General features: G+C 68.4%; 22 protein-coding genes. 15 read left to right on the top strand and 7 right to left on the bottom strand.

What is annotated here, in order from left to right; genetic code table 11:
* Position 1: 1 nt before the first annotated feature.
* Both Q0Z44_RS00765 and Q0Z44_RS00760 read right to left on the bottom strand, forming a co-directional pair.
* The gene (locus Q0Z44_RS00765; RefSeq protein WP_298008686.1) at positions 2-775 is read right to left on the bottom strand and encodes a DUF2189 domain-containing protein; all 774 of its coding nucleotides are present in this window, start codon (positions 773-775) and stop codon (positions 2-4) included.
* A complete protein-coding gene (locus Q0Z44_RS00760; protein WP_298008682.1) occupies positions 768-2,021 on the bottom strand; it encodes a lipoprotein-releasing ABC transporter permease subunit in 1,254 nt (417 codons plus the stop codon). Before Q0Z44_RS00760 ends, Q0Z44_RS00765 begins: the two co-directional genes overlap by 8 nt.
* A 36-nt stretch (positions 2,022-2,057) precedes the next feature.
* Between Q0Z44_RS00760 and Q0Z44_RS00755 the strand changes: the two genes are divergently transcribed.
* Positions 2,058-3,071 (top strand): hypothetical protein, encoded by a 1,014-nt coding sequence (locus Q0Z44_RS00755; RefSeq protein WP_298008679.1) that lies wholly within the window; start codon positions 2,058-2,060, stop codon positions 3,069-3,071.
* A gap of 7 nt (positions 3,072-3,078) precedes the next feature.
* Positions 3,079-4,800, top strand: coding sequence for a single-stranded-DNA-specific exonuclease RecJ (recJ, locus tag Q0Z44_RS00750; protein WP_298008676.1), 1,722 nt, complete (start codon positions 3,079-3,081; stop codon positions 4,798-4,800).
* Positions 4,801-4,836: 36 nt separating this feature from the next.
* Here the strand turns inward: recJ and Q0Z44_RS00745 are convergent, their stop codons facing one another.
* The 3 genes from Q0Z44_RS00745 to flgA all read right to left on the bottom strand — a co-directional run bounded on the left by Q0Z44_RS00745 (position 4,837) and on the right by flgA (position 6,486).
* Positions 4,837-5,217, bottom strand: coding sequence for a hypothetical protein (locus Q0Z44_RS00745; RefSeq protein WP_298008673.1), 381 nt, complete (start codon positions 5,215-5,217; stop codon positions 4,837-4,839).
* Positions 5,218-5,237: 20 nt separating this feature from the next.
* Positions 5,238-5,546, bottom strand: coding sequence for a flagellar biosynthesis anti-sigma factor FlgM (gene flgM, locus Q0Z44_RS00740; RefSeq protein WP_109035582.1), 309 nt, complete (start codon positions 5,544-5,546; stop codon positions 5,238-5,240).
* Positions 5,547-5,673: 127 nt separating this feature from the next.
* Positions 5,674-6,486 (bottom strand): flagellar basal body P-ring formation chaperone FlgA, encoded by an 813-nt coding sequence (gene flgA / locus Q0Z44_RS00735; protein WP_298008667.1) that lies wholly within the window; start codon positions 6,484-6,486, stop codon positions 5,674-5,676.
* Positions 6,487-6,659: 173 nt separating this feature from the next.
* On the opposite strand from flgA, the gene flgB reads away from it, so the two are divergent.
* From flgB to Q0Z44_RS00670, 13 genes are read left to right on the top strand one after another with little or no spacing between them, the layout of a single operon-like run.
* A complete protein-coding gene (gene flgB / locus Q0Z44_RS00730) occupies positions 6,660-7,100 on the top strand; it encodes a flagellar basal body rod protein FlgB (protein ID WP_298008664.1) in 441 nt (146 codons plus the stop codon).
* Between the two features lie 32 nt (positions 7,101-7,132).
* Positions 7,133-7,543 carry a flagellar basal body rod protein FlgC gene (flgC, locus tag Q0Z44_RS00725; protein WP_109035576.1) on the top strand — a complete coding sequence of 137 codons (411 nt, stop codon included), beginning with the start codon at positions 7,133-7,135 and terminating at the stop codon, positions 7,541-7,543.
* 18 nt (positions 7,544-7,561) lie between these two features.
* Positions 7,562-8,218, top strand: coding sequence for a flagellar hook capping FlgD N-terminal domain-containing protein (locus Q0Z44_RS00720; protein ID WP_298008657.1), 657 nt, complete (start codon positions 7,562-7,564; stop codon positions 8,216-8,218).
* 55 nt (positions 8,219-8,273) lie between these two features.
* Positions 8,274-9,560, top strand: a complete 1,287-nt coding sequence (gene flgE, locus Q0Z44_RS00715) for a flagellar hook protein FlgE (RefSeq protein WP_298008654.1) — start codon at positions 8,274-8,276, stop codon at positions 9,558-9,560.
* A 40-nt stretch (positions 9,561-9,600) separates the two neighbouring features.
* The gene (gene flgF / locus Q0Z44_RS00710; protein ID WP_298008651.1) at positions 9,601-10,329 is read left to right on the top strand and encodes a flagellar basal-body rod protein FlgF; all 729 of its coding nucleotides are present in this window, start codon (positions 9,601-9,603) and stop codon (positions 10,327-10,329) included.
* Between the two features lie 31 nt (positions 10,330-10,360).
* Positions 10,361-11,146, top strand: a complete 786-nt coding sequence (flgG, locus tag Q0Z44_RS00705) for a flagellar basal-body rod protein FlgG (RefSeq protein ID WP_298008647.1) — start codon at positions 10,361-10,363, stop codon at positions 11,144-11,146.
* The gene (locus Q0Z44_RS00700) at positions 11,146-11,820 is read left to right on the top strand and encodes a flagellar basal body L-ring protein FlgH (RefSeq protein WP_298008644.1); all 675 of its coding nucleotides are present in this window, start codon (positions 11,146-11,148) and stop codon (positions 11,818-11,820) included. The genes flgG and Q0Z44_RS00700 overlap by 1 nt, the downstream gene beginning before the upstream one ends.
* A gap of 42 nt (positions 11,821-11,862) precedes the next feature.
* Positions 11,863-12,993: a flagellar basal body P-ring protein FlgI gene (locus tag Q0Z44_RS00695; protein WP_298008641.1), complete on the top strand. Its 1,131-nt coding sequence runs from the start codon at positions 11,863-11,865 to the stop codon at positions 12,991-12,993.
* Positions 12,993-13,916: a flagellar assembly peptidoglycan hydrolase FlgJ gene (gene flgJ, locus Q0Z44_RS00690; RefSeq protein ID WP_298008637.1), complete on the top strand. Its 924-nt coding sequence runs from the start codon at positions 12,993-12,995 to the stop codon at positions 13,914-13,916. The genes Q0Z44_RS00695 and flgJ overlap by 1 nt, the downstream gene beginning before the upstream one ends.
* 20 nt (positions 13,917-13,936) lie before the next feature.
* Positions 13,937-15,667: a flagellar hook-associated protein FlgK gene (gene flgK, locus Q0Z44_RS00685; RefSeq protein WP_298008634.1), complete on the top strand. Its 1,731-nt coding sequence runs from the start codon at positions 13,937-13,939 to the stop codon at positions 15,665-15,667.
* A gap of 17 nt (positions 15,668-15,684) precedes the next feature.
* Entirely contained in the window at positions 15,685-16,623 is a 939-nt protein-coding gene (gene flgL, locus Q0Z44_RS00680) for a flagellar hook-associated protein FlgL (RefSeq protein WP_298008631.1), read from the top strand.
* A 24-nt stretch (positions 16,624-16,647) separates the two neighbouring features.
* Entirely contained in the window at positions 16,648-17,856 is a 1,209-nt protein-coding gene (locus tag Q0Z44_RS00675; RefSeq protein WP_298008629.1) for an HDOD domain-containing protein, read from the top strand.
* A gap of 39 nt (positions 17,857-17,895) precedes the next feature.
* Positions 17,896-18,984, top strand: coding sequence for a serine/threonine protein kinase (locus tag Q0Z44_RS00670; protein WP_298008626.1), 1,089 nt, complete (start codon positions 17,896-17,898; stop codon positions 18,982-18,984).
* Here Q0Z44_RS00670 and Q0Z44_RS00665 read toward each other — a convergent pair.
* Both Q0Z44_RS00665 and Q0Z44_RS00660 read right to left on the bottom strand, forming a co-directional pair.
* Entirely contained in the window at positions 18,974-22,054 is a 3,081-nt protein-coding gene (locus tag Q0Z44_RS00665) for an efflux RND transporter permease subunit (RefSeq protein ID WP_298008623.1), read from the bottom strand. The genes Q0Z44_RS00670 and Q0Z44_RS00665 overlap by 11 nt on opposite strands.
* A complete protein-coding gene (locus Q0Z44_RS00660) occupies positions 22,051-25,143 on the bottom strand; it encodes an MdtB/MuxB family multidrug efflux RND transporter permease subunit (protein ID WP_298008620.1) in 3,093 nt (1,030 codons plus the stop codon). Before Q0Z44_RS00660 ends, Q0Z44_RS00665 begins: the two co-directional genes overlap by 4 nt.
* Between the last annotated feature and the right edge of the window lie 2 nt (positions 25,144-25,145).

The following is a 25,145-nucleotide window of genomic DNA, read 5'->3' as shown; positions in this document are numbered from 1 at the left end:
ATCAACTCGTCTCGCGGACCACGAGGTCCCGGTAGGCATGCCAGGTGGCGTGGCCCAGCACCGGGATCACCACGATCAGGCCGAACATGAGCGTGCCAAGTCCGAGGACGGTCAGCGTCATGATGATCGCCGCCCACAGGCTCAGGCAGATGGGGTTGGCGGCCACGGCACGCCAGCTGGTGCGCAGCGCGCATTGCATGGTCACACGGCGGTCGAGCAGCAGCGGGATGGCCACGACGCTGGAGGCAAACAGCGGGGCCGCCATCAGCCCGCCCAGCAGCAGCCACAGTTCGAACACGCCCGGATCGGCCGCGAGCACCACGCGGTGAAGGAAATCGCTCGGTGTGCTGACCGGGGGCTTGACGCCCAGCGTGATGAGCGCCGCCGAGGTGATCACCCACGCCGTGCCCAGGAAAGTCAGCAGGATGCCGAACTGCACGAGGCGCCGGTCGAGCGAGCCCCACACGCGGGCCACCGTGCCGAAGTTGGCCGGCTCGCCGCGCACCAGCGCCCGGCTGATGGCGTACAGGCCGGTGGACAGGATTGGCGCCACCAGCAGGAAGCCCGAGAACGCGCCGGCCAGCACCCAGAAGCGGTCCCAGGCAAAGGCAAGCAGCAGCGCGCCGAAGAGGCCCATCACGGCGCCATGCGCCAGACCCACCAGGGGCGCGTCCATGAAATCCGCCCAGCCATGGGCCAGCCAACGGAACGTGCGCAGCGAATGCACCTTGCGGACCGGGAGGGGACGGTGTTCGGCGGGAATGAGTTCACTCATAGCGCAGGGCCTCGGCGGGTTGCACACGACTGGCGCGCCAGCTGGGATACAGCGTGGCGGCGAGGGACAGGACGAGTGAGATGACGGCAATCGGCATGATGTCGGACCACTGCGGGTCGGACGGCATCTTGCTGATCAGGTAGATGCTGCCGGGCAGGAAGCTGACGCCGAGCAGGCGCTCGATGGCGGGCACGATCACGTCGATGTTGAACGCCACGATCAGCCCCAACCCCAGACCGCCCAGCGTGCCCAGCACCCCGGACAGCGCCCCCTGCACCATGAAGATCCCCATGATGGAACGCGGGCTGGCCCCGAGCGTGCGCAGGATGGCGATGTCGGCGCGCTTGTCGGTCACGGTCATCACGAGGGTGGAGACGAGGTTGAAGGCGGCCACGGCGACGATGAGCGTGAGGATGATGAACATCATGCGCTTTTCCACCTGGACGGCATCGAACCAGTTGCGGTTGGTGTGCGTCCAGTCACGCACGATGACGCCATCGCCCAACAGGGCCTGCAGTTCGGCGGCCACGCGGCGCGCGGCCTGGGGATCTTTCAGTCGCAGCTGCACGCCCGAAATGCCGCCCGTACGGAACAGCCGTGCCGCATCGTCGGCATGCATGAGCACCAGACCGCTGTCGTATTCGTAGTGGCCGGCGTTGAACAGCCCCACCACCGTGACCTGCTTGAGCCGCGGCACCACGCCGGCGGGTGTCACCTGCCCGCTGGGGGCCACCAGGGTGATCGAATCGCCTTCTCGAACGCCGAGGTTGCGCGCGAGCTCCACGCCGATCACGACGCCCCACCCGCCCGGTGTCAGGCGCCCGAAGGTGGGCTGCATGCTGGCCGCCAGAGGGGTGACCTGCGCTTCCTGGGAGGGCACGATGCCGCGCACCATGGCACCCCGCATGTCGTCGCCCCGCGCGATGAGGGCCTGCGCGGGCACGAAGGGCGCGGCACCAGCGACGTCGGGGTGCCGACGGACGGCATTGGCCAGCAACGTCCAGTCGACCAGCGCGCCGCCGTGGGCGTCATACAGCTCGACGTGGGCCACGACGGAGAGCATGCGGTCGCGCACTTCCTTCTGGAAGCCGTTCATCACGGAGAGGACGATGATCAGCGCCGCCACCCCGAGCGCGATGCCCAGCACCGAGACCCCGGAGATGAAAGAGATGAAACCGTTGCGGCGGGTGGCGCGGCTCGCCCGGGTGTAACGCCAGCCGACACGCCATTCATAAGGCAGATTCATGGTGAGGGGGAGTGTACTCATTCGATAATCCCCCCCATGCCCGCCCCCGATGAGAAACACGCCGCGCCACGGCACTGGATCGTGCCGTTCGCGGCCAGCCTGTCCGAGCCGTGCGCCCACGCCCTGCCGCGCCTGGATGCCCCTGACGCCCTGCCCCACTGGGCCGCACTGATGGGGCAACTGGAGGAAATGGGCCGCACACCGGGCGATGAGTACGCGCTCTCGACCCCGCACGAGCGGGTGCTGGCCGAACTCATGGGCTGGGCCGACACCGGCGATGCGCTGGCCGATGGCGCCATGCCCTGGGCCGTCTGGTGGGCGCATCACGACGGGGTGGCCCTCACCGCGGGGCAGCCATGGGGTCTGCTGACCCCCGGCCACTGGCTGATGGGCCGTGATCACATGACCCTGCTGGACCCGGACGGCCTGGCCGTGACGGAGGCCGACTCGCGCGCGGCCTACGAGACCGTGCGCGAACTGTTCGAGAGCGACGGCTGGACGCTGCTGTGGGGGGCGCCGACGCGCTGGTACGCATCGCACCCCTCGCTGGCCGGGCTTCCTACGGCCTCGCTCGACCGCGTGATCGGCCGCAACCCCGACCTGTGGATGACCGACCACCCGCAGGCGCGCGTGCTGCGCCGACTGCAGAGCGAAGTGCAGATGGTGCTGTACCACCATCCCGTGAACGACCGCCGTGAGGCGGCCGGCCTGCCGACGCTGAACTCGTTCTGGCTGAGCGGATGCGGCATGCCCGGGCCCAACATGGTGCTGCCCCCTGGCGTCGAACTGGTCGACACACTGCGTGCACCCATGCTGGCCGACGACATGGCCAGCTGGCTGGCTGGCTGGCAGCAGCTCGACGCGACCGTGTTGAAGCAAGCCTGCGCGCTGGCCCAGGCGGGCGCGCCCGTGCGCCTGACCCTGTGCGGTGAGCGCCATGCCGTAACCCTCGGCACGCGGCGAGGCACTGGCAACGTGCTGACCCGCCTCTGGCAGGGCCTGCGCGGCGCCACGGCCCCGCGCCCTTCCGCCTGGTTGACCGAACTCTGAGCCCCCGATGCAGTTGATTGAACGAGACGTCCCACCGCGCGTGGTGTGGGCCCTGGAGCAGGCGGGCGTGCACCCCTTGCTGGCCCGGCTGTTTGCGGCCCGTGGGGTGCGCCAGGCCGACGAGCTGGACGACAGCCCCGCCCGCCTCCTGCCACCCGACGCCCTGCTGGGCACGCGCGAGGCCGCCGTCCTGCTGGCCGACGCCATTGCGGCCGGGGAGCGCATCTGCATCGTGGCCGACTATGACTGCGACGGCGCCACCGCCTGCGCCACCGCCCTGCGTGGCCTGCGCATGCTCGGCGCGCGGCCCGAGCAACTCGGCTATGTGGTGCCCGACCGGGCCCTGCATGGCTACGGTCTCACCCCACCCATTGTCGAGATGGTGAAGGCGCGCCGCGCCGACGTGCTGGTGACCGTGGACAACGGGATGGCCAGCCACGAGGCCGTCGATCTGGCCCACACGCTGGGCATGAAGGTGCTGATCACCGACCACCATTTGCCGGTGATCGAGCCCAACGGGCGTGTGAACCTGCCCGCGGCAGACGTGATCGTGAACCCCAACCAGCCGGCATGTGGCTTCCCGAGCAAGGCGCTGGTCGGCGTCGGCGTGATGTTCTATGTGCTGCTGGCGCTGCGCGCCGAACTTCGACAGCGCGGCGCGTTCGATGCCGCCGCCCAGCCGCGCATCGACACCCTGCTCGATCTGGTGGCCCTGGGCACCATTGCCGACGTGGGCCGGCTGGACGACAACAACCGCCGCCTGGTGGCGCTGGGCCTCAAGCGCATCCGGGCCGGGCGCATGCAGCCCGGGATGGCTGCGCTGTTTGCCGCCGCAGGCCGCGATCCGACGCGGGCCAGCAGCCAGGATTTCGGCTTTTCCATCGGCCCGCGGGTGAACGCCGCCGGCCGTCTGGCCGAGATGGGACTGGGCATCGAATGTCTCAGCACGGACGACCCGGCCCGCGCCGAAGTGCTGGCGCGTCAGCTCGATGTCATCAACCGGGAGCGCCGCGACCTCGAGGGCGGGATGCGCGAGCAGGCGGAGTTCATGCTCGAATCCCTGATGCCGGAAGGCGACCCGCCCGCCGCGCTGGCCCTGTTCGACCCCGCCTTCCACGAGGGCGTGGTCGGCATCGTGGCCTCGCGCCTGAAGGACCGGCTGCACCGGCCGACCTTCGTGTTTGCCATGGGCCAGGATGGATGGCTCAAGGGCTCGGGGCGGTCGATTCCCGGCTTCCACCTGCGCGATGCGCTGGACCTGGTGGCCAAGCGCCATCCGGGGTTGCTGAAGCGCTTCGGTGGCCACGCCATGGCCGCTGGCTGCACCATTGCGGAAAGCGATTTCATCACCTTCAAGACCGCGATGGCGCAGATCGCCGAAGCAGGGCTGGACGCCGGCCTGCTGCAGCGCCAGCTCAGCACCGACGGGCCACTCGACGCGCAATGGTTCACGCCCGAGGCGGTGCAGGCGCTGGATGCGACAGTGTGGGGCCCAGGCTTCGATGCGCCGGTGTTCTGCGACCAGGCCGAGGTGCTGAACCAGCGGCTGGTGGGCGAACGTCACCTGAAGCTGAGCCTGCGCGTGCAGGGCCAGGTGCGAGACGGGATCTGGTTTGGCCGCACCGCCCCGCTGCCTGCGAAAGCCCGGCTGGCTTACCGCGTGAGCCTGGACGAATTCCAGGGCCGGCAGCGCGTGCAGTTGGTGGTGGAAGGGGCCGTCGAGGGCTGAGCACGGCGGCGGTGCGCCCCGCGCCAACCCGCCAGGTCAGCGGTAGGCCTTGAGCGCCTGCGCCGACGGGCTTGCGCCCAGTGCACCATAGGTGTCGGCCTGCTCGCGTGGCAGCAGCACCTGCAGCGTGCGCTCGAACGACGAGGCGGCGCGCTGCACACTGGCGCCCACGCCTTGCACACGGGTGCGGGCATTCAGCAGGCGGCGTTGCAGCACGGGGTCGAGCGCACCGAGGCCGGGCTGGCTGGCGGCCCGCAGGGTTTCGGCAAGGGCTTGCTGAAGCCCGGTGGTGGCCGCGTCGAGCGCATCGGTTGCGCCGACAGCCAGGGCCGCATCCAGCGCATCGAGCTGTTCTTCAAGCAAGGACACCCGCTGGGCCAGGGCCTCAGCGGGTGACAGGCTCGCGGCGCCCGGCATGGCAGAACCCGTGAAGGACATCAGGCAGCGCGTTGCAGCAGGTCACGGGCGTTGCTGATGAGCTTGTCCGCGATGACTTCCGGGTTGACCTTGTAGGTTCCGCTGTCGATGGCCGATTTCACTTCGGACACCTTGGCGGCGTTGAAGTCGCCGGTGTCGGCGGCCGTCATCAGGCCCGCTGCGGTGGACGAAAGCGTCACCTTGGTGCTCTCGCCGACACCGCCGTCCAGGGAAGCGGTCTTCCCCGGGGTGGTGGTCGAGGTGGCGCCCTCGGTTCGCTGGGGCGCCCCGGCGCCAAGCGCCTTGTCGAGTGGGTTGCCGATTTTCATGATGCACTCCTTGTTCCCGAGGTATCTCGGGTGGTCACATCCGTCTTATCGACGTGAGACGGGGCGACTTTAATGTCTTCCACGTCGCTCACCCCCTGAACAAGGGGCCAAAACGCAACCATCTGTTTCACAGCCTCAACTCCGCTGCGCGCTCGCCGACCGGCATCGCACACAGCATCTTCCCGTTTTCGGCACGGATGCGCGCACATTGACCCTCATCGCCTGGGGCCATTGCACGGCCTTCTGCCTGCACACGAAAGCCCTGGCCCATCAGGTTGACGGTGACGGTGTCGCCCGGGCTGAACCAGCGGCGGGGCTTCACGTCATCGGCACGAATCGCCTGCCCGGCCTCGACCGCCCGACTCAACGAGCGACCGATCAGGGATTCCGGCTGCGTGACGGCGGGCGCAGGGCGGGCGGTCAGATCGACCTCGGCCAAGCTCAGGTCGCCAGCCGTGAGCGGCTCGCCGGGTCGCAAGGCGGCGGCGGCCACGACGGCGGGCGCCCAGACGCGAACCGTCACGGGCCAGAAGACATTCCAGTGCACGCTGCCCTGCTCGCAGCGGAGTCCGACGCGGGTGCGGCCCCACAGCCGTGCGCCTTGCGGCAAGTAGGCCTTGATGCGGGCGCACGGCGCGAGGCGCAGGCGCGGGTCAAGTTCGCCGAGCTCGAAGCTCACGCGCCAGGGCAGCCGCTTGTCGGCAGGCGCCACGCGTTGCTGAGCGAGCAGCGCATTCACTTCGGACTGCAGTGCCGCGGCGGTTTCCTGCGGTGCGGTTGCTTGCGGTGCGGGTGCCTGCGGCGTGGCCCAGGCCACACACACGAGGGCCAGGCTCCAGGCGCCAGCCAATGCAGCACGTGACAGCCAGCACGCCAGCGAGACGCGCCACCACGATGACGAGGCGGACGTTGAGCAGGCGGAGCGAGGCAAGGCGGACATGATGGACCGAACTGTAAGGAGTGGCCGCCGCCAGCGCTGCGCGAAATGCCGGTCGAAAAGCCCCTTATTCCGGCTCATGTTCCGGCCCGTGCGGCCGCACCATCGGCACCAAGCTCAAGGCCCCCATCAGGCACCGGATTGACCGGCATGCCAGGCGGCCGGAGGTGCCCAAGATGTTGAACCGTTTGACCGACTCCTTGAACTTTCAGGCCCAGGCGTTGACCCTGCGGTCGGAACGCCAGCGCCTGATCGCCAGCAACATCGCCAACGCCGACACGCCGGGCTACGTGGCCCGCGACTTCAACTTTGCCAGCGCCCTGCGCGACGCGACCGGCCAGAGCTCGGCCGCCGCCAGCGGTCTGCCCTCGACCAAGCTGCAGTTGGCCACCACCAGCGCCACGGGTCACCTGCAACGCGATGGCCGGCCCGCCGGAGCCCGCGTCGAGCCGGACATGAACTACGCGGCGGCCTCGCAGACCAACCTCGACAGCAACTCGGTGGACATGGACCGTGAGCGCGCCAGCTTTGCCGACAACACCGTGCGTTACGAGGCCACGCTGCGTTTCATCAACGGCAGCGTGCGCACGTTGAACACCGCCATCACGGGCCAGTAAGGCCCCCGCACTCGCAGTAACAGGAGCGCCCCATGTCGATGTTCAACATTTTCAACGTGTCCGGCAGCGCGGTCAGCGCACAGTCGCAGCGCCTCAACGTCGTGGCCTCCAACCTGGCCAACGCCGACACGGTCGCAGGCCCCGATGGCCAGTCTTACAAGGCCCGCCACGTCGTCTTCACCACCGCGGCCATGGGCTCGGTGGGCGCGGCTGGCGTCACGGTCAGCAACGTCACCGAAGACAACAGTCCTGGCCGCCGGGTGCATGACCCGCGCCACCCTCAGGCCGATGCCGAGGGCTACGTGACCTACAGCAACGTCAACGCCGTGGAAGAGATGGTCAACATGATCTCGGCCTCGCGTTCGTACCAGAACAACATCGAGGTCATGACGACGACCAAAACCCTGCTGATGAAGACCCTGCAGATGGGTCAGGGCAGCTGACGCTGAAGGACACACGCCATGAGCTCCACCTCCCTGATCAACAGCACGGGCGCGACGACCACGTCGGGCACGGGAACCAGCAAGACATCGAGCACGACGGAGGCGTCTGACCGCTTTCTGAAGCTCCTGGTGACGCAGATGCAGAACCAGGACCCGCTCAACCCGATGGACAACGCGCAGGTGACGAGCCAGATGGCGCAGATCCAGACGGTGACCGGCATCGAGAAGCTGAACACGACGATGACGGGCCTGGGCACCAGCCTCACCCAGATGCAGATGCTGCAGGGTGCGGGCCTGGTGGGCCGCGACGTGTGGCTGGAAGGCAATCAGCTCGCGGCAGGTGCCAATGGCGTGACCGTGGGTGGCTACGACCTGGCCGCGGCCGCGGGCACGGTCCGCATCGACATCCTGAGCAAGGAAGGCAAGGTCATCGACTCGGTGAACCAGAGCGCCGTGCCGGCAGGCCGCCAGGGCTTCTCCTGGACGCCGCCTGCGGGCACCGACACCACCGGCATGAGCTTCAAGGTGACGGCCACCTCCGGCAAGACGGCCGTGGGGTCGACCACCATGATGCTCGACCACGTCAACGCCGTGAGCACGCCGAACGGCACGCTCACCCTCGAACTCCAGAACAAGGGCAGCGTGGCGTACAGCGCGGTCAAGGCCGTTTCGTAAGTCACCCCCTCCCCCTCCCGAACGCCCCAGGCAGTCACCCCCGAAAGGAACAGAAATGGGCTTCCAGCAAGGACTATCCGGACTCAACGTCTCCAGCAAGAGTCTGCAGGTCATCGGCAACAACGTGGCGAACGCCAACACCTACGGCGCCAAGACCGCCCGAGCCGAGTTTGCCGACATGTACGCGGCCTCGCTGGGCGGCGGGGGCAGCAACAACATCGGCATCGGGGCGACGATTGCCTCGGTGGCCCAGCAGTTCACGCAGGGCAACATCACCACGACCGAGAACCCGCTGGACATCGCCATCAATGGCGACGGCTTCTTCAAGGTGCAGCGCTGGGACATGAGCACCAACGGCTCGTTGTTCGAAGCCGGAGAAAAACTCTTCAGCCGCAACGGCCAGTTCAAGGTGGACAGCAACGGCTACATCGTGAACAACCAGGGCCACAAGCTGCTCAGCGACGGCGACCAGCCCATCAAGCTGGCCCTGACCGGGGGCAGCGCCCAGGCCACGTCCAGCATCACGATGGACGTGAACCTCAATGCAGCGGAAAAGGCGGACGACGCCTACGACACCTCGGTGTACCCGCCGCTCAACGGCACCTACACGTTCAGCACCACGCAGACCTTGTACGACGGCTCGGGTCAGGGCGTGGCCGTGGACTACTACTATCGCAAGAGCGGCGACGACAGCTGGGACGTGTACGCGGCCGTGAACGGCAAGTACCTGCCGCTGGGCGCCACCACCCCGGCTTTCCAGATCGAGTTCGATCCGACCACCAGCCAGCCGAACCGTGTCGTCGACTACAACGGCAACGACTACACGACGGCCGGCACCATGGGCGTGGTGCCGCTGCCCCCCATCACGGGCACCGATGTCGGCATCAGCACGCTCTCCAGCATCAATGCCACGGTGGACTGGAGCAGCGCGACGCAGTTTGCCGGCAAGTCGGTCGTCAACGAGCTGCAGCAGAACGGCTACCCGCGCGGCGACTTCTCCAGCTTCAGCATCGACTCGACCGGCGCCATCCAGGTGCGCTACACCAACGGTCAGACGGTGTCCGAAGCGCAGATCGGCCTGGCGCGCTTCAACAACCCGCAGGGCCTCGAGCCCAAGGGCGGCAACGAGTGGGGTCAGACTGCTGCCTCCGGACCGGCCCAGTACGGCAACCCGGGTGCGGGCCGCCTGGGTCTGCTTCAGGGTGGCGCGCTGGAAGAGTCCAACGTCGACCTGACGGGCGAGCTGGTCAACATGATCGTCGCACAGCGCACCTACCAGGCCAACGCGCAGACCATCAAGACAGAAGACCAGGTGTTGCAGACCCTGGTGAACATCCGCTGATGTGGATGACCTGCCCTGACGTGATCGCAAGGAGCTGCTGATGGACCGCATGATTTACCTCAGCATGGCCGGCGCCAAGATGAACATGCAGCGCCAGGACGTGCTGTCGAACAACCTGGCGAACGTGAGCACCACGGGCTTCCGCGCCGAGCTGCAGGCGATTCGCGCGGTGCCGGTGCGCGGCGACGGGGCCACCACGCGGGTGTATTCGCTCGAGACCACGGTGGGCTACGACGACGCGGCCGGACCCGTCACGGTGACGGGCCGCCCGCTGGATGTGGCCATGCAGGGGCGGGCCTGGATGACGGTGCAGGCGCTGGATGGCACCGAGGCCTACACGCGGGCCGGCACGATGGAGGTGCTGCCCGACGGCACGCTCGTGACCCCGGCAGGCTTGCCGGTGATGGGCGATGGCGGTCCGATCACGGTGCCGCCGGAAACCGAGGTGAGCATCGCGCCGGATGGCACGGTGAGCGCCAAGCAGGCGAACGGGCTGATCACCCAGGCAGGCCGCCTCAAGATGGTCATCCCGGAAGAAAAGCTCAAACGGGGCGACGACGGCCTGTTCCGCACGGCCAACGGTGACCCGCTGGCCCTCAGCGACGTCGCCCGCCTGCAGAGCGGCGCCCTGGAAGGCTCGAACGTCAGCCCGATCGAGACCATGGTGTCGATGATCGCAGCCGCCCGCCAGTTCGAGGCGCAGATGAAGATGATGCAGACCGCCGAGCAGGACGAGAAGGCGGCTGCGCAACTGTTGTCGGGCTCGTGAGCTTCGACCTGAACCCTGAAGGAGACCGGCCATGATGCGTTCCCTGTGGATCTCGAAATCCGGCATGGAAGCCCAGCAGACCCAGCTGGACCACATCTCGAACAACCTGGCCAACAGCGGCACGAACGGCTACAAGCAGTCGCACGCCGTGTTCGAAGACCTGATGTACCAGACGCTGCGCCAGAGCGGGGCCAACAGCTCGGAGCAGACGACGCTGCCTACCGGGCTGCAGGTGGGCCTGGGCGTGCGCCCGGTGGCCACCTCGCGCCAGTTCACGCAGGGCAGCCTGCAGCAGACGAGCGGCAACCTCGACGTGGCCATCAATGGCAAGGGCTTCTTCGAGATCACCCTGCCCGACGGCCGCACCGGCTACACCCGGGACGGTGCCTTCCAGCTGGACAACCAGGGCCGCATCGTCACGAACAACGGCTACCTGGTGAACACGAACGGCGCCCAGGTGCCAGCCGAAGCCACCGGCATCACGATCTCTGCCGACGGCATCATCTCGGCCAAGCTGGCCGGTGAAACCGAGCCCTCCGTCATCGGGCGCTTCCAGATGTCGAACTTCGTGAACCCGCCGGGACTCGATCCGATCGGCCAGAACACGTACGTCGAATCCGTCGCCTCCGGCCCGCCTCAGCAGGGCAACCCGCAGTCGGGCAGCCTCGGTTCGCTGTCGCAAGGCTTCGTCGAAACATCGAACGTCAACGTGGTGCAGGAGCTGGTTCAGATGATCCAGACACAGCGCGCCTACGAGCTGAACTCCAAGGCCATCCAGACCTCGGATCAGATGCTGCAGAAGCTGGGACAACTGTGATGAGGAGGCTGCACACTCTGGGCCTGGCCCTGTGCGGGGCGGCGCTGTCCGGCTGCGTCACCCTCAATCCCAAGGTCGACGTGGTCGAGCCCACGCAGGCGCGCCCCACCCCGCCGACGGCCACGGCCACCGCACCCAACGGTTCGATCTTCCAGGGGGCGGGTTACCGCCCGTTGTACGAGACGCACCGCGCGCGCATGGTGGGCGACATCATCACCATCGTGATCAACGAAGAGCTCAAGGCCAACCAGGAAAAGACCACCACCATCCAGAAGGACGGCAAGGTCTCGAGCGGGATCACGGCCGTGCCGCTGATCGGCGCGTCGTCGCTGGCCAAGCTGGAGGCCGCCGGCAACAGCAACAACACCTACAACGGCAAGGGCACCGCCAAGGCGGACAACAAGTTCGAAGGCAACATCACGGCCACCGTGATCGAGGTGCTGCCCAACGGCCACCTCGTCGTGTCCGCCGAAAAGCAGATCGGCATCGGCGCCAATGTGGACGTGCTGCGCTTCTCGGGCCAGATCGACCCGATGGCCATCCAGCGCGACAACTCTGTGAGCTCGCAGAAGGTGGCGAACGTGCGCGTGGAGCAGCGCGGCCAGGGTGCCCAGCAGGAAGCCCAGGGAATAGGCTGGCTCTCCCGCATCTTTTTGAGCATTTCGCCGTTCTAAAGGTTCGCAGAATGGAGCCGACCCCCAGAAGGATTCGGCCCCATGCGCACCACCTCCCGCCTGATCAAGCAACTGATCGCCCCCATCTGCCTGGCCACCTTGCTGGCAGGCGGCTGGAACGCCCAGGCCGCGACGGTGCGGCTCAAGGAAATCGCGGCCATCCAGGGGGTGCGCAGCAACCAGCTGATGGGCTATGGCCTCGTCGTGGGCCTGGACGGCACCGGCGACCAGACCGCTCAGACGCCCTTCACAGGCCAGAGCATGAACGCAATGCTGCAGCAGATGGGCATCACCGTGCCCGCTGGCGTGCCGATGCAGCTCAAGAACGTCGCCGCCGTGCTGGTGACGGCCAACCTCCCGGCGTTTGCCCAGCCCGGTCAGCCCATCGACGTCAACGTGTCGTCGATCGGGAATGCCAAGTCGCTGCGGGGCGGCACGCTGATCGCCACACCGCTGAAGGGCGCTGACGGCCAGATCTACGCGCTGGCACAGGGCAACCTGATCGTGGGGGGCGCGGGGGCCTCGCAAGGCGGCTCGAAGGTGCAGATCAACCACCTCAGCGCGGGCCGCATCCCGGATGGCGCCTCGGTCGAGCGGGCCGTGCCTTCTCCGTGGCTGCAGGGAAGCCTGGTGCAGTACGACCTGCGCTCGGACGACTTCAACACCGCCCGCGAAGTGGCCAAGGCCATCAACCAGGCGAAGGGCGATGGCACCGCCGAAGCGATCAACGGTCGCACCGTGGCCGTCAAGCTGCCTCAGGCGCCCGGCGAGCGCGTGGCCTTCATGGCCGACGTGGAGAACCTCACCATCAGCCGCGCCACGCCGGCGGCACGCATCGTCATCAATGCGCGCACCGGCTCGGTCGTGCTCAACCAGAACGTGACGCTCGGGCCCTGCGCCGTGGCCCACGGCAACCTGTCCGTCACCATCAGCTCCACCCCGGTCATCAGCCAGCCCAACCCGATGTCCCAGGGGCAGACGGTGGTCAGCGAGAAGGCCGACATCGCCATCAACCAGGCGCCAGGCGCGCTGATCCAGATGCCGGCAGGCACCCAGCTCACCGACGTCGTCAAGGCGCTCAACACGCTGGGCGCCAACCCGCAGGACCTGCTGGCCATCCTGCAGGCCATGAAGGCAGCCGGTGCGCTGCAGGCTGATCTGGAGGTGATCTGATGAGCTTCCCCCAACGCCCCGGTCTGGCCACAGACCTGCGCTCGCTCGACCAGCTCAAGGGCACGGCCGGCCAGGATCCGCGCAAGGCCATCCGCGACACGGCCCAGCAGCTCGAAGGCCTCTTCATGCAGGAGCTGATGAAGAGCATGCGGGCGACCACGATGAACGCCGGCATGCTCGACAACAGCGCCACGGAGATGGGCACGAGCATGCTGGACCAGCAGTTCTCGACCCAGATGACCGGCCTGCCCGGTGGGCTGAGCGACATGATCACGCGCCAGCTGGAGCGCCAGATGGGCATCCGGTCCGACCAGCCCGCCGCCGCAGCCAACCCGGCCGCGCGCACGCTGGGCTCGCTGCCTGGCCGCAGCCTGGACGCCCGCATGCCGACCGACACCAGCCGCGTGGACGCAAACGGCCGCGCCGTGGCTGCCAACGGCCGCGCACTGAGCCCTTCCGAGCAGTTCGTCCGCAAGCACCAGGCCGCCGCCGCCGCCGCCGAGCAGGCCACGGGCATCCCGGCCAGCAACATCCTCGGCCAGGCGGCGCTCGAGTCGGGCTGGGGCAAGCGCGAGATCCGCACCGCAGACGGCCAACCTTCCCACAACCTGTTCGGCATCAAGGCCACGGCGGGCTGGAAGGGCAAGGTCGCCGAGGTGACCACCACCGAGTACATCGGCGGCGTGGCACGCAAGGTGACGGCGAAATTCCGTGCGTATGACTCGTACGAGGAAGCCTTCAAGGACCACGCACGCCTGCTCTCACAAAGCCCCCGCTACAGTCGTACGGTGGCGCAGGCCGACACGGCGCATGGCTATGCCCAGGGACTGCAGAAGGCCGGTTACGCCACGGACCCAGCCTACGCCGACAAGCTCACGCGCGTGATCAACACCACCGTGCGCCTGCAGCGCACCCAGACCTGATCGGCTGAGGAGCACGCACCATGGGATCAGGCATCTTCGCACTCAGCACCCGGGCCATGTTCGCCACACAGGCGATGCTGGACACGACCGCGCACAACATCAGCAACGTCAACACGCCCGGCTTCTCGCGCCAGCAGGTGGAGCTGTCGACCGACGGCGGCATGTACACCGGGGCGGGCTTCTTCGGCCGCGGGGTCAAGGTCACGACCGTCACACGGTCGACCAGTGATTTCCTGGTCAAGTCGGCCAACGAGGCCGCCGGGGCCGCCGCCGCGGACAAGACGCGACTCGACAAGCTGGAACAGCTGGAAGGCACCCTGCCAACAGGCCAGACCGGCCTGGGCTACGCCGCCACGCAGCTGATGAACGCCTTTGTCGACGTGGCCAACCAGCCGCAGGACATGTCGGCACGCCAGGTGGTGCTGTCGCGTGCGGAGGAGTTCGCCAGCCGGGTTCGCTCGTCTGCCAGCCAGATCGAACAGCTGCAGGCCGGCACGCTCTCGGACATGGGCACCGACATCGCGCAGATCAACGAGTATGCACAGCAGGTTGCCCGCCTGAACCAGGACATCGCCAGCGCGCGCGGCACCGGCCAGCCGCCCAACGACCTGATGGACCGCCGCGACGAGGTGATCAGCCGGCTCAACAAGCTGGTGCAGGTCAATACCGTGGAGGCCGACGACGGCAGCCTGAGCGTCTTCCTCGGCGGCGGACAGCTGCTGGTGCTCAGCAACAAGGCCGAGAGCCTGTCGCTGCTGCAGTCGAGCAACGCACAAGGCGTCACGGTGGGCAGCATCGGCATCGTCACCGCGAACTCGGTGCGAATGCTGGACGACACGCAGGTGACGGGTGGCGCGCTCCGTGGCCTGCTGGACTTCCAGAACAAGGACCTGGCCGGCACACGCGGCGACCTGAACGACTTCGTGTCGAGCTTCACCAATGCGGTCAACACGCAGCAGCAACTCGGCATCCTGGGCAAGAAGGACGCGCTCGGCAACACCATTGCCGGCAGCGACATGTTCATCGGCACTGGCAAGGCCACGACTCTGGCCGTCAACCTGCAGAACCCGCAGGATGTGGCTGCCGCCTCGCCGCTGATCGCCTTCACCGCCGACGCCAACCAGGGCACGATGTCGGTGGAGTCCCTGACCATGATCGCGCCGGCAGGTCGGCCCTTGCCGCTGCTGCCGCCGGTCGCCCCGTCGACAACGCCCCAACTCGGACTGACGTTCCAATCCCCCGGAACGGGCCCGGGGTTCGACGTGGTGGACGGGAGCGGCAACGTGATCGCGGCCAACTGGGTGCCGGGTCAGGACCTGGTCTTCAACGATGGGTCGGGTAATCCACTGTTCTCGATGCGCATTGCCGGCGTGCCGAATGTGGGCGACAAAATCACGCTGCAGCCCCCCGTCGATCCGTCAGGCAACAACGGCAACGCACGCGCGATGCTGGGCCTGCGTGACCGCCCCATCGTCTCGCTGACCAGCAACGGCTCCAGCACCACCGTGACCGATGCCTACTCGCAGATGATCGGCAACCTGGGCGTGAAGGTGCAGAGTGGCAAGACGGCCGCCAGCATCAGCGGCACGCTGGAAACCCGGGCGACCGAGACACTGGAGGCCACGCGGGGCGTGAACCTGGATGAAGAGGCTGCGCGCCTGATTCAGTTCCAGCAAAGCTACCAGGCGGCCGCCAAGGTGCTGCAGGTGGCTCAGAAGGTCTTTGACACACTGCTGAACGTGGCGCAGTAATCGCAAGGAAGTTCATCATGCGCGTGACCACCGCCTACGCCTACAACCAGGCCATCACCAACCTGCAGGACCGCCAGCAGGAGCTCAACCGCTCGCAGACGCAGCTGACCTCCGGCAAGCGGGTGAACGTCGCCAGCGACGACCCAACGGCCGCCGCCCGGGCCGAACGCGCACTGTCGTCCATTGCGCGCAATGACACTGACAAGCGCGCCCTGGACGCCAGCCGCAACGCCATGGGCATTGCCGAGTCCGCGCTGGGCGATGCGGTCGACCTGCTGCAGACGGCACGGGAAACCATGGTCGCGGCCGGCAACGGCTCTTACTCCAATGGTGAACGAGAGGCGCTGGCCAAGAAGCTGGTAGAGATCCGCAAGCAGATGCTGTCCATTGCGAACCGGCCGGACGGCAGTGGCGGTTATGTGTTCGGGGGCCAGGGCCTCTCGACAACGCCGTTCACCGAGGTGTCCAACACCACCCCCAACACCGTGCAGTTCAACGGCCAGCGGGGCAGCATCCAGGCCAGCTCCAGCGAGCAGGTGAGCCTGACCATCGATGGCCAGCGCACCTGGATGCAGGGCCGCGACGAGACCGGCGCCCTGGTCGACGTGAACGTGTTCGACGCCCTGACCGACGCGATCGACGGCCTGCGTCAGACCAACCCCACCGCCGCCGACCTCAAGACGACCGTGAACACCGGGCTCAAGGACCTCGACAAGGTGCTGGGCAACATGCAGTCGGCCCGCGCCGAAGTGGGCGAGGCCCTGAACCGGATGGATGGCATCGAAAGTCGCATTGGCGCCCTGAAACTGGCCGCCCAGTCGGAAAAGTCGAACGCCGAGGATCTGGACATGGTAGAAGCAATATCCCGCTTCCAGGAGCAGCAGACGGGCTACGGGGCCGCCCTGCAGACCTACGCCGCGGTGCAAAAGCTTTCGCTGTTCCAATACATCGGTTGACCCTGTCGCCCTCCCCTTCGATCCATGGACCACCCCATCCTTTCGCAGACCGCGCTCGCCTACAGCCCGGTCATCGACCGACAGCGCAACGTGATCGCCACGCGGCTGTCCGTTTTCCCGCTGACACCCGGCCAGCGCCTTGATCCCTCGGCCCTGATGGACGCGCTGGCCACGGTCTGGCCCGCCGACGGCCCGGCCGTCTGGCTCAACGTCGTGAGCGAAACGCTGCTGCACGACCTGTTGCAGACCCGCCCGGGCAAGCAGATGCTGATCGAGATCCCGGCCTTCATGGCAGCCGATCCGGCCAACGTCGACGCCATCTGCACGCTGCACGCCCACGGCAGCACGCTGCTGCTCAAGGGCCGCCCGCTGCAGGAACTGCCGCGCGACGTGTTGCCCTGCTTCAAGCACGCCATCGTCGACTTTCACGAAGACCGTCGGGTCGATCAGGCCACCGGTGGCGTGGGCTTCAACCCCGAAGGCCTGGTGCGCCACATCACGCACGTGCAGTCCGGCATCGAGACGGTGGGCGACATGGAAGTCAGCTTCCGTCGCGGCGCCGTGGCCGTGCTCGGCTGGCCCATCGACGACGCCATCCAGGACAGCGGCAAGCCGGCCGACCAGCCGGCGCTGCAGGTCATCGTCCAGCTGATCGACCAGGTGCAGCGTCAGGCCGACATCGAAGACCTCGAGAACACCATCAAGCGCGATCCACCCCTGGCCTACAAGCTGATGCGCTACATCAACTCGCCGGCCTTTGGCCTGTCGGTCGAGATCGGCTCGTTCCGCCACGCGATCATGATCCTGGGCTACCAGCGTCTGAAGCGCTGGCTGGCCCTGCTGCTGGCCACCGCCAGCAAGGATCCGAACATGCGCCCGGTGATGTTCGCCGCCGTGCGCCGTGGCCTGCTGATGGAAGAGCTGGCCCGCGCGGCCCACGCCGACGACGAGACGCGCAGCGAGCTGTTCATCTGCGGCGTGTTCTCGCTGCTCGACCGCATGTTCATGCAGCCCTTCGCGCAGCTGCTCAAGACGATCCCGGTGCCGGAGCGCGTCTACCAGGCGCTCGCCGAAGGCACGGGCCCCTACGAGCCCTACTTCAGGCTGGTGCGCGCGCTGGAAGGCAACACGCTGTTCGACATCCGCGAGGCGGCCGACAACATGCTGATGGGCGCAGGCGACATCAACACCGCCGTGCTCAAGGCCCTGTCGGTCGCATCCGAGTTGGACTGAGCCCAGGGGCGTTCATGCCGGGTGTGGCCTAATCGGCCCATGCCCGACCATGACGCCCTGCCCGCCTCCGGCGACACGCCCTACGCCGACCTGACGCCCGATCTCGTGCTCGACGCGATCGAGGCCTTCGGGCACCGGGTGGACGGGCGACTGCTGCAGCTCAACTCCTACGAGAACCGGGTGTTCCAGGTCGGCCTGGACGACGGCGGCATGGCCGTGGCCAAGTTCTACCGCGCCGGCCGCTGGACGGACGATCAGATCCTGGAAGAACACGCCTTCGCCCAGGAACTGCTCGACGCCGAGGTGCCAGCCGTGCCGCCGCTGCCGCTGGCCCTTGTGCCCGACCGGGTGCCCGCCGACGCGGCCGCCGGCCCGCCCGGCACCGTGCGCCTGATGGGCACGCCGCCCACGCTGGGCGTGCTGGGTGCCCACAGGCTGGCGCTCTCGCCGCGTCGCGGTGGTCGCTCGCCCGAACTCGAAGACCCCGAGGTGCTGCGCTGGCTGGGCCGTTTCCTCGCCCGCATGCACACCGTGGGCGCCCGCCGCCCCTTTGCCCACCGCCTGACCATGGGTGTGGCCGAAACCGGCCGGGCCGCCCGCGACAGCCTGGCCCACTGCCCGCTGCTGCCGCCCGATCAGCGCCCGCAATGGCTCGCCGCAGCCGACCAGGCCCTGGACCTGGCCGACGAGGCCTTTGCCCGCGTGGACGGGCTGCGGCTGCGTCGCCTGCATGGCGACTGTCACCCCGGCAACATCCTCTGGACGCCGGAGGGCCCGCATTTCGTGGATCTGGACGATGCCTGCATGGGCCCGGCGGTCCAGGACTTCTGGATGCTGCTCAGTGGCGAGGCCAACGAGCGCACCCGGCAACTCGACGCCCTGCTGGATGGATACGAGAGCGTCTGCGAATTCGACTGGCGGGAGCTCAAGCTCATCGAGCCCCTGCGCACGCTGCGCCTGATTCACCACAGCGCCTGGATTGCGCGTCGCTGGCACGACCCGGCCTTCCCCGCGGCCTTCCCGTGGTTCGATTCGGGCGTCTACTGGCAACAGCAGGCCGACGCCTTGCGTCAGCAGATCGACCTGATGTCCCGCGTGGACGACACGCCCAGCTGGCTCATCGACTGAGCCGGGCCTTCAAGCGCTCCAGGCCGAGGAACACCACCGGCGTCGTGTAGAGCGTCAGCAGCTGGCTCAGCAACAGCCCGCCCACGATGGCAATGCCGAGCGGGCGACGCAACTCGGCCCCCTCGCCGCCGCCCAGCACCAGCGGCAGCGCGCCCAGCATGGCGGCCGCACTGGTCATCAGGATGGGGCGCAGACGCTGCACGGCCGCCTTGTGGATGGCCGCGCGGGCGTCCAGCCCCTCCTGACGCTGCACGGCCAGGGCCACGTCGATCATCATGATGGCGTTCTTCATCACGATGCCCACCAGCAGCACCACGCCGATGAAGGCCACCAGGCTGAACTCGGTCTTCGTGGCCATCAGCGCCAGCAGCGCGCCGACGCTGGCCGACGGCAACGTCGAGAGGATGGTCAGCGGGTGCAGCAGGCTTTCATACAGCACGCCCAGCACGATGTAGATCGCGATGATGGCCGCCAGGATCAGCAGCGGCTGGCTGTCGGTGGCGGCCTGCTGCGCCCGCGCGGTGCCCTGAAAGCCGCCGTGCAGCTCGGTCTGCAGGTTGAGCCGGGCCAGCGCCGCTTCGGCCGCCTGCTGTGCGGTCGACAACGCCACCCCTTCGGGCAGGTTGAAGGCGACCGTGCTGGCCGCGAAGCTGCTCTGTCGGTTGACCGACATGGCCGCGGTGGTGGGCACCCAGCGTGCAAACGCCGACAAGGGCACCTGTGCGCCGCCGGCCGATGAGAGGTAGACCTGCGACAGCGACGCCGGCCCGCTGGTGAACGACGGCGGCGCCTCGAGCACCACCTTGTACTGGTTGAGCGGCTGGTAGATGGTGGCCACCTGGCGCTGGCCGAACAGGCTGTAGAGCGTGTTGTCGATGTGCCGGATGTTCACGCCCAGGCGGGCCGCCGCCTCGCGGTCGACCACCAGCGACACCTGCGGACTGCCATCGGCCACGTCGGTGTTGACGTCCACCAGTTCGGGCAGCTGCGACAGGGTCTTGCGCACCACCGGCTCCCACTGCCGTAACAGCGCCAGATCGGTCGACTGCAGCGTGTACTGGTACGACGCGTTGGCACTGCGCCCCCCCACGCGCACATCCTGCGGGGCCCACAGATACAACCGTGCGCCCGGCACCCGGGCCAGCTCGGCGCGCAGGCGGGTCATGATGGCTTCGGCGTCGGCATCGCGCTCGCGCAAGGGCCGCAGGTCGACAAACACGTTGGCACTGTTGCGCTGGCCGCTGCTGGTGAAGCCCACCACATGCGACACCGCCGGATCCGCCTGCACAATGCGCATCGCCTGCTGCAGCTTGGCCTGCAGGGCCTCGAAGGACACGGTCTGATCGGCCACCAGCCCGCCCATCAGGCGACCGTTGTCCTGCCGCGGCAGAAAGCCCTTCGGGATGGTGAGGTAGAGCCACACCGTGAGCCCGACCGTGCCGGCCAGCACCACGCCCACCAGCGCCGGGTGGCGCAGCACCCAGCCCAGCGAACGGCCGTAGGCGCGGCGGCCCAGCCCATCGTCGGCTGAACCGGGCTCGGGTGCAGCGGGTTGGTCAGCGGCCGGTGCCTTGAGCAGGCGCGCGGCCATCATGGGCGTGGTCGTCAGCGACACCACCAGCGAGACCGCCACCGCCACGCCCAGCGTCATCGCGAATTCCTGGAACAACCGCCCCACCAGCCCGCCCATGAACAGGATGGGGATGAACACCGCCAGCAGCGACAGGCTCATCGACACCACGGTGAAGCCCACCTCGCGGGCGCCGAGCAGCGCCGCGGCCATCGGCTGCAGCCCCCGCTCCACGTGGCGGGCGATGTTCTCGAGCACCACCACGGCATCGTCCACCACGAAGCCGGTGGCGACCGTCAGCGCCATCAGCGACAGGTTGTTGAGGCTGAGCCCGGCCAGCGCCATCACGGCCAGGGCGCCCAGAAGCGAGACCGGCACGGCCACCGCCGGCACCAGCGTGGCCGCCCGATGGCGCAGGAACAGCAGCACCACCATGATGACCAGCGCCACCGAGATCGCCAGCGAGCGCTGCACCTCCTCCAGGCTCGCGCGGATCGACCGGGTGGCGTCCATGACGACCTGCAGCCGCATGTCCGAAGGCACGGACGCTTCCATCATGGGCAGCAGGCGGCGGATCTCGTCGACCGTCTCAATGACGTTGGCACCGGGCTGCCGGCGGATCGTGAGCACCACGGCCGGCTCGCCATTGGCATAGCCTGCGCTGCGCACGTCCTGCACGCTGTCGCGCACCTCGGCCACGTCGCTCAGGCGCACCGCCGAGCCCTGGCGCCAGCGCACCACCGTGGGCGCCAGCGTGGCCGCATCCGGCGCCTGGTCCGATGCGCCCAACTGCCAGCTGCGCGGGCCGTCCTCCACCATGCCCTGCGGCCGGCGCGCGTTGGCCGCGGTCAGCGCCGTGCGCACGTCTTCCACACCCAGCCCCATGGCCGCCAGCACCTGCGGGTTGACCGTGACGCGCACGGCGGGCAGCGACGCCCCCCCCACGTCGACCTGCCCCACCCCCTTCACCTGCGAGAGGCGCTGCGCGAGGATGGTCGAGGCGGCATCGAACATCTGCGCGCGGCTGTGTCGCGGCGAGGTCATGGCCACGATCATGATCGGCGCGTCACCTGGGTTCACCTTGCGGTAGGTGGGGTTGCCCGGCAGCCCCGTGGGCAGCAGGCTGCGCGCTGCGTTGATGGCGGCCTGCACCTCGCGTGCGGCGCTGTCGATGTCGCGGTCGAGGTCGAACTGCAGCGTGATGCGGGTGCTGCCGGTGTTTGACGTCGAGGTCATCTCGGTCAGCCCCGCGATGCGGCCCAGGCTGCGCTCCAACGGTGTGGCCACGCTGCTGGCCATGGTTTCGGGGTTGGCACCCGGCAGGCTGGCCGACACGACGATGGTGGGCGAATCGACCTGCGGCATGGCAGCCACCGGCAACATGCGCCAGCCCAGCAGCCCCGCCAGCGCAATGGCCAGCGTCAGCAGCACGGTGGCCACCGGCCGGCCGATGAACAGCGCCGACAGCGACGCCGTCGAGGCCGTCGGCAGCACCTTCATGCCGAGGCCCTCCAGCGGCGTTGCCAGGCGCCCTGCACGCGCACGAAACCCAGATAGATCACCGGCGTGGTGAACAGCGTCAGCACCTGGCTGACGATCAACCCGCCCACCAGCGTGATGCCCAGCGGCTGGCGCAGCTCGGCGCCCACGCCGGTGCCCAGCATCATCGGCAAGGCGCCCAGCAGCGCCGCCATGGTCGTCATCAGAATGGGCCGGAAGCGCAGCAGGCAGGCCTCGTAGATCGCGTCACGCGGGGTGAGGCCGCGCGTGCGCTCGGCGTCCAGCGCGAAGTCGATCATCATGATCGCGTTCTTCTTGACGATGCCGATCAGCAGCACGATGCCGATGACGGCGATCAGACTCAAGTCCCGCCCGCTGAGCAGCAGCGCCAGCAAGGCGCCCACCGCCGCCGACGGCAGCGTGGACAGGATGGTGACCGGGTGGATGAAGCTCTCGTAGAGCACGCCAAGCACGATGTACATCGTGACGATGGCCGCCAGCACCAGCCACAGCGTGCTGGACAGCGAATCCCGGAACGCCAGCGCCGCGCCGTCGAAACGCGTCTGCACCGACGGGGGCAGGCCCAGTTCTGCCTGGGCCGCCTCGACCGCCGCCACCGCCTCGCCCAGCGCCACACCGGGCGACAGGTTGAAGGACAGCGTGGCCGCCGGGAACGGCCCCACATGGTGAATGGCCAGCGTGGCCGGCCGCTCCACCACCCGCGCCACGCTGGACAGGCGCACCGGCGCCCCGCCCTGCGCGCTGGCGGGCACATAGAGGTCATCCAGCGCCTGCGGCCCGACCTGGAAGGACGGCGCCGCCTCGAGGATCACGCGGTACTGCGCAGCCTGCGTGAAGATGGTGGAAATCATCCGCTGCCCGAAGGCGCTGTAGAGCACGTTGTCGATGGCGGCCACGGTCACGCCCAGCCGACCGGCCGCTTCGCGGTCGATCTCGACAAAGGCCTGCAGCCCTTCCTCCTGAAGGTCGCTGCTCACGTCCTGCAGCTCGGGCAGGGTCCGCAGCCGGTCGACCAGCGTCGGCACCCAGCGCGACAGTTCTTCCGGTCGGGCGCTCTGCACCACCAGCCGGAACTGCCCGCGGCTCAGCGTGTCTTCGATGCCCAGCTCCTGCACCGGTTGCAGGAACAGGTCGATGCCGGGCACGCTGCGCGCGCGCTCGGCCAGCCGCTGCATCACCGCCTCGGCTGGCTCGCGGCGCTCGGCATGCGGCGTCAGCGTGATGTGCAGCCGACCGCTGTTGAGCGTGGGGTTCTGCCCATCGACGCCGATGTGCGAGCTCAGACCGTGCACGGCCGGATCAGCCAGCAGCGCCCGGGCCAGGGCCTGCTGCCGGTCGGCCATCGCCGCAAACGAGGTGGACTGCCCGGCCAGCGTGATGCCCTGCAACGCCCCGGTGTCCTGCGCAGGGAAGAAGCCCTTGGGCACCAGCAGGTACAGACCCACCGTGAGCGCCACGGTGCCGACCGCCACCAGCAGGGTCGTGCCCTGGTGCGCCAGCACGACCTTCAGGGCGGCGTCGTACTGCGCCACCAGCCGGTCCAGCACGCGCCCGCAGAACTGGAAGAAGGCGTTCTCGCGCTGCGCATGGTGGGGCTGAAGCAGCCGCGCGCTCATCATCGGCGTCAGCGTGAGCGACACCCCACCCGAGATCAGGATGGCCACCGCCAGCGTCACGGCGAACTCGCGGAACAGGCGCCCGACCACATCGCCCATGAACAGCAGCGGGATCAGCACGGCGATCAGCGACAGGGTCAGCGACACGATGGTGAAGGCAATCTGCTCGCTGCCCTTGAGCGCGGCCTGCATCAGCGACTCGCCCTCCTCCACATAGCGCGCGATGTTCTCGACCACCACGATGGCGTCGTCGACCACGAAACCGGCCGCCACCGTGAGCGCCATCAGGGTCAGGTTGTTGATCGAGAAGCCGAGCAGGGCCATCACGGCCAGCGTGCCCACCAGCGAGAGCGGCACCGTCACGGCCGGAATCAGCGTGGCGCGGCCATTGCGCAAAAACAGCAGGATGACCAGCACCACCAGCCCCACCGCCACCGCCAGCTCGAACTGCGTGGCCGACACCGAGGCGCGGATGGTTGTCGTGCGGTCACTCAGCTCCGTGAGCTGCACCGTGGACGGCAGCGCCGCGCGCAACTCGGGCAACAAGGCATGGATGCGGTCGACCGTCTCGATGACATTGGCACCCGGTTGCCGCTGGATGCTGAGCACCACCGCGGCCCGGTCGTTGGCCCAGGCCGCCAGGCGCGTGTTCTCGGCGGCGTCCACCGTCTGTGCCACGTCACGCAGCCGGATCGGCGCGCCGTTCTTCCAGGCGATGACGAGGTCGCGGTATTCGGCCGCCGAGCGCAGCTGGTCGTTGGCGTCGATCGTGGCCGCTTGCGACGGGCCATCGAAACTGCCCTTGGCCTGGTTGACGTTGGCGTTGCCGATGGCGGTGCGCACGTCGTCCAGGGTCAGGCCCAGCGCAGCGAGCGCCGCCGGGTTGGCCTGGATGCGCACGGCCGGCCGCTGCCCGCCCGAGAGCGCGACCATCCCCACGCCCGGCAGCTGCGAGATCTTCTGGGCCACCCGCGTGTCGACCAGGTCCTGCACGCGGGTGAGCGGCAGGCTGCTGGAGGTCACGCCCAGGGTCATCACCGGCGCGTCGGCCGGGTTGACCTTGTTGTAGATCGGTGGCATCGGCAGGTCGGTCGGCAGCAGGGTGGCCGCCCCGTTGAGCGCCGCCTGCACCGCCTGCTCGGCCACGTCCAACGGCAGCCCGAGGTTGAAACGCAGGGTGATGACCGAAGCCCCGCCCGAACTCGTGCTCGCCATGCGGGCCAGCCCGGGCATCTGCCCCAGCTGGCGCTCCAGCGGCGCGGTCACGGCCGAAGCCATCACATCGGGGCTGGCGCCGGGGTACAGCGTGACGACCTGGATGGTCGGGTAATCGACCTGCGGCAGCGCGGCCACGGGCAGCTGCCGCCACCCCAGCAGGCCCACTAGCAGCACGGCCAGCATCAGCAGCGTGGTGGCCACCGGCCGCTCGATGAAAAGGCGCGACGGGTTCATGC

Source organism: uncultured Aquabacterium sp. (genome assembly GCF_947366995.1).
In the GTDB taxonomy this organism is placed as follows: domain Bacteria; phylum Pseudomonadota; class Gammaproteobacteria; order Burkholderiales; family Burkholderiaceae_C; genus Aquabacterium.
Note: the sequence above shows the minus strand (reverse complement) of the source record. Positions and strands in the feature narration are given on the sequence as shown.

What these genes read in the sequence shown, in the direction of transcription:
- Q0Z44_RS00765 (WP_298008686.1), bottom strand. Translation starts at nt 775, where the DNA reads ATGAGTGAACTCATTCCCGCCGAACACCGTCCCCTCCCGGTCCGCAAG.
- Q0Z44_RS00760 (WP_298008682.1), bottom strand. Translation starts at nt 2,021, where the DNA reads ATGAATCTGCCTTATGAATGGCGTGTCGGCTGGCGTTACACCCGGGCG.
- Q0Z44_RS00755 (WP_298008679.1), top strand. Translation starts at nt 2,058, where the DNA reads ATGCCCGCCCCCGATGAGAAACACGCCGCGCCACGGCACTGGATCGTG.
- recJ (WP_298008676.1), top strand. Translation starts at nt 3,079, where the DNA reads ATGCAGTTGATTGAACGAGACGTCCCACCGCGCGTGGTGTGGGCCCTG.
- Q0Z44_RS00745 (WP_298008673.1), bottom strand. Translation starts at nt 5,217, where the DNA reads ATGCCGGGCGCCGCGAGCCTGTCACCCGCTGAGGCCCTGGCCCAGCGG.
- flgM (WP_109035582.1), bottom strand. Translation starts at nt 5,546, where the DNA reads ATGAAAATCGGCAACCCACTCGACAAGGCGCTTGGCGCCGGGGCGCCC.
- flgA (WP_298008667.1), bottom strand. Translation starts at nt 6,486, where the DNA reads ATGTCCGCCTTGCCTCGCTCCGCCTGCTCAACGTCCGCCTCGTCATCG.
- flgB (WP_298008664.1), top strand. Translation starts at nt 6,660, where the DNA reads ATGTTGAACCGTTTGACCGACTCCTTGAACTTTCAGGCCCAGGCGTTG.
- flgC (WP_109035576.1), top strand. Translation starts at nt 7,133, where the DNA reads ATGTCGATGTTCAACATTTTCAACGTGTCCGGCAGCGCGGTCAGCGCA.
- Q0Z44_RS00720 (WP_298008657.1), top strand. Translation starts at nt 7,562, where the DNA reads ATGAGCTCCACCTCCCTGATCAACAGCACGGGCGCGACGACCACGTCG.
- flgE (WP_298008654.1), top strand. Translation starts at nt 8,274, where the DNA reads ATGGGCTTCCAGCAAGGACTATCCGGACTCAACGTCTCCAGCAAGAGT.
- flgF (WP_298008651.1), top strand. Translation starts at nt 9,601, where the DNA reads ATGGACCGCATGATTTACCTCAGCATGGCCGGCGCCAAGATGAACATG.
- flgG (WP_298008647.1), top strand. Translation starts at nt 10,361, where the DNA reads ATGATGCGTTCCCTGTGGATCTCGAAATCCGGCATGGAAGCCCAGCAG.
- Q0Z44_RS00700 (WP_298008644.1), top strand. Translation starts at nt 11,146, where the DNA reads ATGAGGAGGCTGCACACTCTGGGCCTGGCCCTGTGCGGGGCGGCGCTG.
- Q0Z44_RS00695 (WP_298008641.1), top strand. Translation starts at nt 11,863, where the DNA reads ATGCGCACCACCTCCCGCCTGATCAAGCAACTGATCGCCCCCATCTGC.
- flgJ (WP_298008637.1), top strand. Translation starts at nt 12,993, where the DNA reads ATGAGCTTCCCCCAACGCCCCGGTCTGGCCACAGACCTGCGCTCGCTC.
- flgK (WP_298008634.1), top strand. Translation starts at nt 13,937, where the DNA reads ATGGGATCAGGCATCTTCGCACTCAGCACCCGGGCCATGTTCGCCACA.
- flgL (WP_298008631.1), top strand. Translation starts at nt 15,685, where the DNA reads ATGCGCGTGACCACCGCCTACGCCTACAACCAGGCCATCACCAACCTG.
- Q0Z44_RS00675 (WP_298008629.1), top strand. Translation starts at nt 16,648, where the DNA reads ATGGACCACCCCATCCTTTCGCAGACCGCGCTCGCCTACAGCCCGGTC.
- Q0Z44_RS00670 (WP_298008626.1), top strand. Translation starts at nt 17,896, where the DNA reads ATGCCCGACCATGACGCCCTGCCCGCCTCCGGCGACACGCCCTACGCC.
- Q0Z44_RS00665 (WP_298008623.1), bottom strand. Translation starts at nt 22,054, where the DNA reads ATGAAGGTGCTGCCGACGGCCTCGACGGCGTCGCTGTCGGCGCTGTTC.
- Q0Z44_RS00660 (WP_298008620.1), bottom strand. Translation starts at nt 25,143, where the DNA reads ATGAACCCGTCGCGCCTTTTCATCGAGCGGCCGGTGGCCACCACGCTG.